The 10,839-nt window shown below is 74.5% G+C and carries 9 protein-coding genes; 2 read left to right on the top strand and 7 right to left on the bottom strand.

Going from position 1 to position 10,839, the window contains the following annotated elements; all coding sequences use genetic code 11:
- Positions 1-19 precede the first annotated feature (19 nt).
- The 6 genes from AWH51_RS13065 to AWH51_RS13085 form a co-directional block, all read right to left on the bottom strand.
- Positions 20-865, bottom strand: a complete 846-nt coding sequence (locus AWH51_RS13065) for a transglutaminase family protein (protein ID WP_063072499.1) — start codon at positions 863-865, stop codon at positions 20-22.
- Positions 862-1,791 (bottom strand): alpha-E domain-containing protein, encoded by a 930-nt coding sequence (locus AWH51_RS13070; RefSeq protein ID WP_063072509.1) that lies wholly within the window; start codon positions 1,789-1,791, stop codon positions 862-864. The genes AWH51_RS13065 and AWH51_RS13070 overlap by 4 nt, the downstream gene beginning before the upstream one ends.
- A gap of 5 nt (positions 1,792-1,796) precedes the next feature.
- Positions 1,797-3,530 carry a circularly permuted type 2 ATP-grasp protein gene (locus tag AWH51_RS13075; RefSeq protein ID WP_063072500.1) on the bottom strand — a complete coding sequence of 578 codons (1,734 nt, stop codon included), beginning with the start codon at positions 3,528-3,530 and terminating at the stop codon, positions 1,797-1,799.
- 84 nt (positions 3,531-3,614) lie between these two features.
- Positions 3,615-3,788 carry a hypothetical protein gene (locus AWH51_RS16335; RefSeq protein ID WP_175345527.1) on the bottom strand — a complete coding sequence of 58 codons (174 nt, stop codon included), beginning with the start codon at positions 3,786-3,788 and terminating at the stop codon, positions 3,615-3,617.
- A gap of 117 nt (positions 3,789-3,905) precedes the next feature.
- Positions 3,906-5,231, bottom strand: a complete 1,326-nt coding sequence (locus AWH51_RS13080) for a nucleotide disphospho-sugar-binding domain-containing protein (protein WP_063072501.1) — start codon at positions 5,229-5,231, stop codon at positions 3,906-3,908.
- A complete protein-coding gene (locus AWH51_RS13085) occupies positions 5,228-7,453 on the bottom strand; it encodes a glycosyltransferase (protein WP_063072502.1) in 2,226 nt (741 codons plus the stop codon). Before AWH51_RS13085 ends, AWH51_RS13080 begins: the two co-directional genes overlap by 4 nt.
- A gap of 167 nt (positions 7,454-7,620) precedes the next feature.
- On the opposite strand from AWH51_RS13085, the gene AWH51_RS13090 reads away from it, so the two are divergent.
- Positions 7,621-8,715, top strand: a complete 1,095-nt coding sequence (locus tag AWH51_RS13090) for a Gfo/Idh/MocA family oxidoreductase (protein WP_063072503.1) — start codon at positions 7,621-7,623, stop codon at positions 8,713-8,715.
- Positions 8,716-8,750: 35 nt separating this feature from the next.
- Positions 8,751-9,545: an SDR family NAD(P)-dependent oxidoreductase gene (locus AWH51_RS13095; RefSeq protein ID WP_063072504.1), complete on the top strand. Its 795-nt coding sequence runs from the start codon at positions 8,751-8,753 to the stop codon at positions 9,543-9,545.
- Between the two features lie 39 nt (positions 9,546-9,584).
- Here AWH51_RS13095 and AWH51_RS13100 read toward each other — a convergent pair whose 3' ends face one another.
- A complete protein-coding gene (locus tag AWH51_RS13100; RefSeq protein WP_063072510.1) occupies positions 9,585-10,787 on the bottom strand; it encodes a kynureninase in 1,203 nt (400 codons plus the stop codon).
- Positions 10,788-10,839: the final 52 nt, after the last annotated feature.

Raw genomic sequence — 10,839 nt, forward strand, 5'->3', positions numbered from 1 at the left:
CCACGCTCGACCGGCCGGATCAGGACTCGCGCGTGATCTCCACCCGCACGAACAGCTTCGACCGGAACGGCCCCGCGTAGATGCCGCGGAGCGGCGCGACGTCGCGGTAGTCGCGACCGCGGCCGACGAGCACGTGCCGGTCGCAGATGTCGATGAGGTTGGTGGGATCCCAGCCCCGCCACTCGCCGCAGTACCACTCGACCCACGCGTGCGACTCGCCCGTGACGGTCTCGCCGACGGCCGCGTTCGGCTTCGGGTGCAGGTAGCCGCTGACGTAGCGCGCGGGGATCCCGACGTGCCGGAGCGCCCCGATGACGATGTGCGTGATGTCCTGGCAGACGCCGCGCCCCTGCTCCCACGCCTCGCGCGCGGTCGACTGCACGCTCGTCACGCCCGCCATGTACTCGACCCTCTCGCCGATCGCGCGCGCGATCTCGGCCGCCGCCTCGCAGGGCGTGCCCGCGCCGCCGGCGATCTCCTCCGCGAGCGCGACGACCTCCTCGTGCGGCGCCGTGCGCGCGGTCTGCGCGACCTGCTCCACGTGCTCGGTGGCCCGCTCGACCTCGACCGCGAGGTCGTCCCAGCCCAGCTGGTGCGGCTCGTGCGCGCGCGGCCGGACCTCGACGAGGCTCGTCGCCGTGAGCTCGAGCGAGCGGTGCGGGCTCAGGATCTCGAACGACGACACGCGCGTGCCGAAGTAGTCGACGTAGGTGTGGTGCCCCGGCTTCGGCTGGATGTCGAGGTTCGAGTACAGGACGAACTGGTTCTCGCTCGAGACGGGCAGCATCCGCGCCTCGTTGTACGACGCGGTCACCTCGCCCTCGTAGTGGAAGCCGGTCCGGTGGGTGATGCGCAGGCGGTTCACGAGTTCTCTCCGACCCAGCTGGGTGCCGCGTTGGTGGGGAAGTAGCGCTGGCGGACGGCCTCGCTGGTGGCGCTGGTGGCCTCCTGCACGGCGTCCATGAAGCGCGGGAGGTCCTCGAGGATCTCCTGGATGGGCCGGTACTCCAGCTCGCTCCGGATCTGCCCGAGCAGCCGCTGCGCCTGGTCGGACACCCCGAGGCGGTCGGTGCGCGGCTCGATGTCGTGCAGGCACTGCTCGGCGCGGCGGATCGAGTGCGTGATCGACCGCGGGAACAGCCGGTCGAGCAGCAGGAACTCGGCCGCGTTGCGCGCGCTCGGCACCCCGCGGTAGGTGCGGAGGTACGCCTCGTACGCGCCGCAGGAGCGGAGGATCGTGGTCCACGACGGGCCGCTCGCCTCGGTGAGCGCGCGGGTGGCGAGGAGGCGGGCCGTCATGTCGGCGCGCTCGATGGAGCGGCCGAGCGTGAAGAACTGCCAGGCCTCGTCGCGGCTCGTGCCCGACTCGACGAGCCCGACCGCGAGCGCCGAGCGCTCGCGCACCCAGCCGAAGAACTCGTGCACCCGGTCGTTCGCGATCTTCCGCGGCATCCGGGCGCGCGTCGTGTTGAGGCACTCCCACAGCTCGCTGGAGACGATCTCGCGGGCCCGCCGCGCGTTCTCCCGCGCGGCGCCGAGCGAGTACGCGATGGACGCGGGCTGCGTGCGGTCGACCGCGAGGAGCGCGAGCACGTCGTCGCGGCCGAGCACGTCGTCGGAGGGGACGTCGCTGCCCATCACGCTGAGGAGGGAGCGGCAGGCGGTGTCCTCGTCGATCCACGGGTCCTCGAGCAGGAGCTGGAGGTGCACGTCGAGGATGCGGGCCGTGCCGTCGGACCGCTCGATGTAGCGGCCGATCCAGAACAGCGACTCGGCGATGCGCGACAGCATGGGCATCAGCGGTCCCCCTCGGCGGTGGTGGCGGGTGCGGTGTATGCGCAAGCGGCGGCAGCGGATGCGGCGGGCGCGGCGGCGGCGGGCGCGGCGGCGGCCTGCTGCTGCTGCTCGTGCTGGTCGCGGTTGCGCGGGGCGTCGTGCGGCGACTGGTCGGGCGCCTTGTCGCCGTCGACGATCGGGATCGACGTGGTGACCGCGGCCTGGTCGGCGACGAGCGTCTGCACGCTGCGCTCGCGCGTGGCCGTGGGGAAGCCGGAGTCGCCGACGACCCAGGTGTCCTTGGATCCGCCGCCCTGGCTGCTGTTGACCACGAGCTGGCCCTCGGGGAGCGCCACGCGCGTGAGCCCGCCCGGCAGCACCCAGATGTCGCGGCCGTCGTTCACGGCGAAGGGCCGGAGGTCGGCGTGCCGCGGGCGCATCCCGTCCTCCACGAGCGTCGGGATGGTGGACAGCTGCACGACGGGCTGCGCGATCCAGCCGCGCGGGTCCTTCAGCAGCCGCGCTCGCAGCTCGGCGAGCTCGCCCGCGCTGGCGGCGGGGCCGACCACGAGGCCCTTGCCGCCGGATCCGTCGACGGGCTTCACGACGAGCTCGGGCAGCCGGTCGAGCACCTCCTCGAGCGACTCCGGGTCCTCGAGGCGCCAGGTGTCGACGTTCGGGATGATCGCGTCCTCGGCCAGGTAGTAGCGGATGAGGTCGGGCAGGTACGTGTAGACGAGCTTGTCGTCGGCGACGCCGTTGCCGACCGCGTTCGCGATGGTGACGTTGCCGAGGCGCGCGGCGAGCATGAGGCCGGGCGAGCCGAGCATCGAGTCGGCGCGGAACTGCAGCGGATCCAGGAACTCGTCGTCGACGCGGCGGTAGATGACGTCGACGCGCATGGGGCCGCCCGTGGTGCGCATCCAGACGCGGCCACCGGAGCAGAACAGGTCGCGGCCCTCGACGAGCTCGACGCCCATGAGGCGCGCCAGAAGCGTGTGCTCGAAGTAGGCGCTGTTGTAGACGCCGGGCGTGAGGACGACCACGTTCGGGTCCTCGACGCCGTCCGGCGCGCTCGCGCGGAGCGCCTGCAGGAGCTTGTTCGGGTAGTCGCCGACCGGGCGCACGCGCATCGAGACGAAGAGCTCGGGCAGCGTCTGCGCCATGACGCGGCGGTTGGAGATGACGTAGCTGACGCCGGACGGGACGCGCACGTTGTCCTCGAGCACGCGCATCTCGCCCGCCTCGTCGCGCACCAGGTCGATGCCGGAGACCTGGATGCGGACGCCGTTGGCCGGGTCGATGCCCGCGGCCTGGCGGTGGAAGTGGCTGGACGAGCTGATGAGCCGGGCCGGGATCACGCCGTCGCGGATCGCGCGCTGCGGCCCGTAGACGTCGGCGAGGAACGCCTCGAGCGCCCGGACCCGCTGGGCGACGCCCTTCTCGAGCCGGCTCCACTCGGCCTGCTCGATGACGCGCGGCACGGCGTCGAGCGGGAACGGCCGCTCCTCGCCCGCGAAGTCGAAGGTGACGCCCTGCGCGAGGTAGCTGGTGGCGAGCGCGTCGGTGCGGTCCTTCAGCTCCTCCTTGGTCATGCGGGAGAGGGCCGCGTGGATCTCGCGGTAGGCCGCCCGCGCGACGGCGGGCTCCCCGGCGATCGGCGGATCCCGGAACATCTCGTCGAACGGCATCGCACCGCCTGTGGCCCGGCGTGCGGCCGCGAGCGTGCCGTATCCCTCGAACAGATCACCCATGGCCGCAGACTAACGGGGGCGTGTGTCGGGGGTGTTTCCGCGCGCGGGATGCGGGTCCGGGGCGCGCGGCCGGGGCGTGCCGGGTCAGGCGTCGGTGCGCTTGAGGACGTGCACCGGGATCGCGATGGAGGCCGCGACGAGCAGGATGCCGGAGAAGAAGCTCAGCAGCTCGAAGCCCTCGATGGAGAACGCGAACGCGAACAGCGCCATGCCGCCCAGGAAGAGGGCGAACGCGATGATGAAAGCGACGATGTTCACGAGGGCACCTGGATCCGTTGACGAGACTGGGGGCGACCGACCCGCGCGAGGCGCGATGTGCGGTCACCGTCGAGTCTACGAGATCGCGGGGCGCGCGTCGCCCGGCAGGTCGACGCGTCAGCGCGCGGCGTGCTCCGGGCGGATCCCGCCGGCCAGCGCCTGGAACGCGCGCTGCGGACCGGGCGAGCGGGTGAGCGAGGAGGCGACGGCGTCGAGCATCGCCCGCTGCGCGCCCGACGGGTTCAGCAGCGCCTTGGCCGCCTGCCGCAGCTCCGTGACGGTCGCGACGTTCGGGGCGAGCGCGATCCCGAGCCCGGCCTCCTCGAGCGCCGCGGCGCCCGCGAACTGGTCGGTCGAGAGCGGCAGCACGAGCATCGGGACGCCCGCGGTCGCCGCCTCGGTGACGGAGTTGTTGCCGCCGTGCGTGACGGCGAGGTCGGCATGGCCGAGCAGCGTCACCTGCGGGAGGAACGGGCGCACGAGCCAGTCGGACGGGATGTCGCCGAGCGCGGCCCGGTCGGTGGATCCGGTCGCGAGCGCCACGCGCACGTCGAGGTCGCGCAGGGCCGCCGCGATGCGCGCGAGCACGTCGTCGCGCACGGAGAGGAAGCTGCCGAGCGAGACGTAGACGATGGGGTCGCCGCCGGCGTCGATCCAGTCCTGCACCTCGGCCTCGGGCGCCTCGCGGCGGACGGCCGAGCCGATGAAGGCGTGCGGCGGCAGCAGCTCGGAGCGGTCGGGGTCGTGCAGCTCCTCGGGGTAGTTGAGGAGGAGCACGTCGCCGGCCTCCGCGAAGGCGTCGCGGCTCGGGCGCATCGACGGCGCGAGGATCGCGAGGGCGTCGTTCCACTGCGCGGTGAAGCGGTCGCGCACGCGCACGCAGAGCGCGTGCAGCTCGTCGAGGTCCTCCTCCTCGGGCTCGAACGCGGCGGGCCACGCGGGCGGGAAGCCGTAGACCTCGTCGCCGACGGGCAGCGCGCTCGGGTGGCCGAGCACGACGTCCGCGTGGCGGGTGCCGGAGGCCAGGAGCGCGAGGCGGGCGCTGAAGGCGAGGTGGTCGACGATCACGTGGTCGGGGCGCACCTCGTCGAGGATGCGCTGCACGGCGCGCGCGGTCTCGACCGGCTCCCACAGCAGGTCGTCGCTCCGGGCCTCGGCCTGGAAGCGGAGGGTCTCGACCATGCCGCGGCGCGTGGCGGCGAAGAAGCCGCGGAGGGCGTCGTCCTCGCCGGTCGGCTGCTCCTCGGCCTTGATGGTGCCGGGGTTGGATCCGCGGCCGAGGCGGAGGTCGACCCGCTCGAAGCCGGAGGCCTCGACGATGCCGGCGGTGGCGGATCCGGTGGCCACGACCACGCGCTCGCCCGCCTGCTGCCAGGCCGACGCGAGCGTGATGAGCGGGAAGAGGTGGGACGCGTAGTCCGGGCTGATGACGAGCAGGGTCATGAGGCGCTGAGCTCCCAGAGGGTTCGGTCGTCGGCTGCGGCGACGTCGCGGTAGACGCGGGACAGGGTGCCCGCCATGGCCTGGATGGTGAAGGTGCGGGCGACCATGTCGCGCGCGCGGTCGGCGGCGTCGTCGGCGTCGGGGCCGGCCGCGATGTCGAGCGCGCGGGCGATCCCGGTGGCGAGCTCCCCCGGATCCGTCGTGTCGACGAGCAGGCCGGTCACGCCGTCCTCCACGTAGGTCGCCGGGCCGCCCGACGCGGGCGCGACGACCGGCAGGCCCATCGACATCGCCTCGAGGAGCGCGACGCCGAACTCCTCCTTGATGCTCGCGCACGCGTAGGCGCCGCCCGGCGCCGTGAGCCCGGGGCGGCCGTAGCGCACGGCGGCGAGCCAGCGGGTGACGGTGTCGTTGCCGCGGTGGCCGGCGAGGAGGAGGCCGTGGCGGGCGGCGTCCGCGGGGCCGCCCGCGCCGGGCACGGCGTCGAGCATCCGCGCGAGCTGGTCGCGCTCCTCAGTCGTCGGCGCGTCGAGGTCGCCGCCCACGATCAGGAGGTTCGCGCGGGAGCGAAGCGCGGGATCCGCCGCCCAGACGTGCGCGAGCGAGGCCATGCCCTTGACGCGGGCGAGGCGGCCGACGCTGATCACGAGCGGCAGGCCGCGGCGCTCGGCGGGGAGCCCGGCGAGCAGGGCGTCGAGCTCGACGAACGCGCGGGCGGGGGCGCCGTCCGCGTCCGCGCCGAGCATGGCGTCGTCCCGGGAGCGCTCGATGGCGGCGACGTCGATGCCCTCGGCGACGACGCTGTGGCGCTCGGGGTGCGCGTCCACGTCGATGCCGACGAGCCGGCGCATGTCGCGCTTGAGCTCCGGGCGCGGGAAGAGGACGGTGTGCGCGGCGTCGGCGGCCAGCCGCTGCACGAGGCGCACGCGGAACCAGTAGTGCTCGCGCGCGTCGACGGCGCCGAAGCCGTCGCGGGTGAGGGCGCCGGAGCGGTCGAGCGCGTCGACGACGCCGTGCGGATCCGGCGCCACCGTGAAGACCACCGGGATGCCGAGCTCGCGCGCGACCGTGGAAGCGGCGAGGGTGCCGACGTCGGCCATGCGGAGGTGCACGGCGTCGACGCGGCCGGCGGCGCGGAGCACGCGGCGGATCCCGCGCTCGGCCTCGACCCGGTGCGGCCACGCCTCGGGCAGCGAGCGCGGGCCCCCGAGCATCGGGATGTGCGCGAAGACGTGGCCGTCGTCGCCGGCGGAGACGCGGGCGAGGGAGGCGAGCGCCTGATCGGGGGTGCCGCGGGAGAGGGTGAGTACGCGGTCGACCGGCCGGTCGGCGACGGTGGTGGCGGCGACGTCGTGGCTGCCGGTCGACGCGCCCGCGGGATCCACGAGCGCGTCGCCCAGCCGCACGAGCAGCGTCGCGATGCCGCCGTTGTCGCCCGCGCCCACGTGCGTGAGCCCCGCGTCGATGTCGGCGTGCAGGAAGAGCTGGACGACCGTGAGGCCGGGCCGCTCGGGCGCGGCCGGGTGGTCGCCGTGCTGGCGCGCGATGTCGAGGACGGCCAGGCGCGCGACCGCGGCCACCTGGTCGTCGCCGCGCGCGATGTCGGAGACGATCCCGAGGGTCGCCTCGCCCGCGGGGCGGTCGCCGAGCGCGGCCACGGCGGCGGCCCGGGTGAGCGGGCCCTCGCGCGGGTCCTGGGCGGTGCGGAGCAGCACGCGCTCGGGGATCCGGCCGTGCACCAGCCCGACTGTCTCGACCAGCCGCGAGCGCGCGCCGTCGCCGCGCACGCCGAGCAGCGCGTTCTCGAGCGCGAGGGAGAGGTGGTCGGGGGTCGAGCCGGCCCACTGCTGCAGGGTCCGCTGCGCGAGCATGCCGGGGAAGCCGCCCTCGACGACCATCGCGACGAGCCCGGAGACCGCGTCGAAGCGCGGCAGGCGCGTGCCGAACGCCCAGGCGGCGTGCTCGCGGATCCACCGCACGTCGTGGTCGAGGAGCGCGACGAGCGCGAGGTCGGCGGCGTCGTCGAACACCTGCGCGAGCGCGTGGATGGCGGCGACGGCGGTGAGCTGGTCGGCGGGATCCGCGGCGGCGCGTGCGAGGAGGCGCACCGCGCGTCCGCCGCCGTCGCGGCTGGCGGCCACCGTGAGCTCGTCGGCCTCCTGCATCACGTCGAGGATGCGCGCGGCCTGCGCGACCTGGTCGAGGCTCGTCTGGATCCCCATGCTGGTGTCCCCTCCCGGGTCGCGTGCTCCTGCGACGGAGCCGAGAACCGTCTCACACGGGAGCGTCCGCCCCCGGGACAGCCTCCCGGCCCTCGCGAGTATTCCGCAGTCGGCTGCGAGAACTCCAGCGCGGCCGTCGCGCGCGACCCCGCGCGTACGCTGACGGCATGCCCCACCCCGCGCCGACGGCCCCGCAGATCCGCTTCGGCATCGTGGGGAGCGGCTGGCGCAGCGCCTTCTTCCTGCGCATCGCCAGGGCCCTCCCGGAGCGCTTCGCCGTGACCGGGCTCGTGACGCGCAGCGCCGACACCGGGCGCGCGCTCGAGGAGGAGTGGGGGATCCGCACCTTCCGCACCGCGGCCGAGCTGCTGGCAGCGGAGGCGCCGTCGTTCGTGGTCGTGTCCGTGCCGCGGACGGCCGCGCCGGACGTGATCGCCGACCTCGTCGACCGCGGCGTGGCCGTGCTCACCGAGACGCCGCCCGGCGAGACCGTGGAGGACCTCGAACGGCTCGACGCGCTGGTGCGGCAGGGCGCGCGGATCGAGGTGGCCGAGCAGTACCCGCTCTCACCGCTGCTCGCCGCGCAGCTCGCCATCGCCGCCGGCGGTCGGCTCGGGCGGATCAGCCAGGCCCAGGTCGCGCAGTGCCACGACTACCACGGCGTGCGCGTGATGCGCCGGGCCCTCGGCATCGGCTTCGAGGACGCGACGATCACCGCGTCCCGCTTCTCCTCGCCGCTCGTGGCCGGGCCCGACCGCGACGGCGATCCCGTGCGCGAGGAGGTCGTGACGGCCGAGCAGACCACCGCGCGCTTCGACTTCGGCGACCGCCTCGGCGTCTACGACTTCGCCGACCGGCAGTACTTCTCCTGGATCCGCCGCAACCGGCTCCTCGTCCGCGGCGAGCGCGGCGAGATCGTCGACGAGCACGTGAGCTGGCTGCTCGACGCGACGACGCCGACGTGGGCCGACATCACGCGCGTCGAGACGGGACAGGGCGGGAACCTCGAGGGGCACCACCTGCGCGGCCTGCTGCTCGGATCCGAGTGGGTCTACCGGAACCCGTTCGCGCCCGGCCGGCTCGCGGACGACGAGATCGCGATCGCGCAGTGCCTCGTCGAGATGCACGCGCACGCGGCCGGCGGTCCGTCGACGAACTCGCTCGCGGAGGCGTCGCAGGACCACCACCTCGCGCTGCTGATGCACGATGCCGCGACCACCGGGAAGGCCGTCCGGAGCACGCGGCGCGCCTGGGCCGACTGACCCCTCCCTCTCCCACTCCCACGGAAGGCACTCGCATGCGCATCGACCTCACCGGATCCACCGCCCTCGTCACGGGCTCCACGCAGGGCATCGGCTTCGCGATCGCGGAGGGGCTCGCCGACGCGGGCGCCCGCGTGATCGTCAACGGCCGCGACGAGGAGCGCACGGCCGCCGCCCGCGACCGGCTGCTCGCCGCGCATCCGGGCGCCGCCGTCGAGGCGCTCGCGGCCGACGTCGCCACCGAGGACGGCGCCGCCCGCGCGGTCGAGGCCTTCCCCGAGGTCGACGTGCTCGTCAACAACCTCGGGATCTTCGGCTCGGCCGACCCGTTCGCCATCACCGACGACGAGTGGCGCCGCTACTTCGAGGTCAACGTGCTCGCGTCCGTGCGCCTCACCCGCGCGTACCTGCCCGGCATGATGGCGCGCGGCTGGGGCCGGGTGCAGTACATCGCGAGCGACTCGGCCGTCGTCACGCCGGCCGAGATGATCCACTACGGCGTCTCGAAGACCGCGCTCCTCGGGGTCTCGCGTGGCTTCGCCAAGGCCGCGGCCGGATCCGGCGTCACCGTCAACTGCGTCATGGCCGGCCCCACGCACACCGGCGGCGTCGAGGCGTTCGCGCGCGAGCTCGTGGGCGACGACCTGCCGTGGGACGAGGCGCAGCGGGAGTTCATGCGGGAGCACCGGCCGCAGTCGCTCATCCAGCGGCTGATCGAGCCGGAGGAGATCGCGAACATGTGCGTGTACCTGGCGTCGCGGCAGGCGTCGGCGACGACCGGCGGCGCGCTGCGGGTCGACGGCGGGTACGTGGACGCGATCCTGCCGTAGCCGGCCGGGCGCGCCGGGCGACGCCGTGGCCGTGCCGGGTCAGCCGGCCAGGTGCCGCCGGATCGCCTCCACGCCGACCTCGACCTCGCGGAACGACGTGGTCAACGGGCTGAGCCCGAGGCGGAGGCCGGACGGCGCGCGGAAGTCGGGGATCACGCCCTCCTCCCACAGCGCGCCCACGATGTCGCGGAACCGCGGGTGGTCGACGCTCACGTGGCTGCCGCGGCGCTCCTCCTCGCGCGGGCTCGCGACGCGCGCGCCGAGCGGCACGAGGTCGCGGTCGACGAGGGCGAGCGCGAAGCCGGTGAGGGCGAGGGACTTCGCGCGGATCGCGGGCATGCCCGCCTCCTCGATGAGCGCGATCATGTCCTGCATCGCCAGCATCCCGACGATGGGCGGCGTGCCGCTGAGGAAGCGGCGGATCCCGTCGGCCGGCACGTACTCCGGCCCCATCGCGAAGACGTCCTGCGCGCCCATCCAGCCCTGGATCGGCTGCCGCAGCTCCCGCTGCAGGTCGCTCCGCACGTAGCCGTGCGCGGGCGCGCCCGGCCCGCCGTCGAGGTACTTGTAGCTGCAGCCGACCGCGAGGTCGACGCCCCACGCGTCGAGCTCGGTGGGGATCACGCCGACGGAGTGGCAGGTGTCCCAGAGCACGAGCGCGCCGGCGTCGTGCACGATGCGGGTGATCCGCGGCACGTCCGCGAGGAACCCGGAGCGGTACGCGACCTGGCTGAGCACGACGAGCGCGGTGCGCTCCCCCACGGCCTCCGCGACGAGCGCGGGGCTCACCCCGGCGTCGGGCGCGACGTCGATCCACCGGATCGTCATGCCGCACTCCTCGGCGACGCCCTCGAGCACGAAGCGGTCGGTCGGGAAGTTGTCGGTGTCGATCACGAGCTCGTCGCGGCCGGGACGCGCGCGGACGGCGGCGCGCACGAGCTTGTAGAGGATCACCGTGGTCGAGTCGCCGACGAACGTCTGGCCGGGCGCGGCCCCGTACGCGACGCGGCCGAGGTCGTCGCCGATGCGCGTGGGCATGGCGAGCCAGTCCTCGTCCCAGCCGCGGATGAGGCGGCCGCCCCACTGGTCGCGGACGAAGGACGCGACGCGGTCGACGCTCGCGATGGTCGGCCGCCCGAGCGAGTTGCCGTCGAGGTAGGCGACCACGTCGTCGGCCTGCACGAACAGGTCGCGGAACCGGGCGAGCGGGTCGCGCGCGTCGAGGTCGGCGGCGGTCGGGATCGGCGCGGTGTCGGGCGCGGGCGCGTCGGCAGGCGCGGTGCCGGGCGCGGCG

This window comes from Clavibacter tessellarius (assembly GCF_001618005.1).
GTDB lineage: Bacteria > Actinomycetota > Actinomycetes > Actinomycetales > Microbacteriaceae > Clavibacter > Clavibacter tessellarius_A.

Excerpts from the sequence above, each read along its gene's own strand:
- AWH51_RS13070 (WP_063072509.1), bottom strand. The coding sequence starts at position 1,791 with ATGCTGTCGCGCATCGCCGAGTCGCTGTTCTGGATCGGCCGCTACATC.
- AWH51_RS13090 (WP_063072503.1), top strand. The coding sequence starts at position 7,621 with ATGCCCCACCCCGCGCCGACGGCCCCGCAGATCCGCTTCGGCATCGTG.
- AWH51_RS13095 (WP_063072504.1), top strand. The coding sequence starts at position 8,751 with ATGCGCATCGACCTCACCGGATCCACCGCCCTCGTCACGGGCTCCACG.
- AWH51_RS13085 (WP_063072502.1), bottom strand. The coding sequence starts at position 7,453 with ATGGGGATCCAGACGAGCCTCGACCAGGTCGCGCAGGCCGCGCGCATC.
- AWH51_RS13080 (WP_063072501.1), bottom strand. The coding sequence starts at position 5,231 with ATGACCCTGCTCGTCATCAGCCCGGACTACGCGTCCCACCTCTTCCCG.
- AWH51_RS13075 (WP_063072500.1), bottom strand. The coding sequence starts at position 3,530 with ATGGGTGATCTGTTCGAGGGATACGGCACGCTCGCGGCCGCACGCCGG.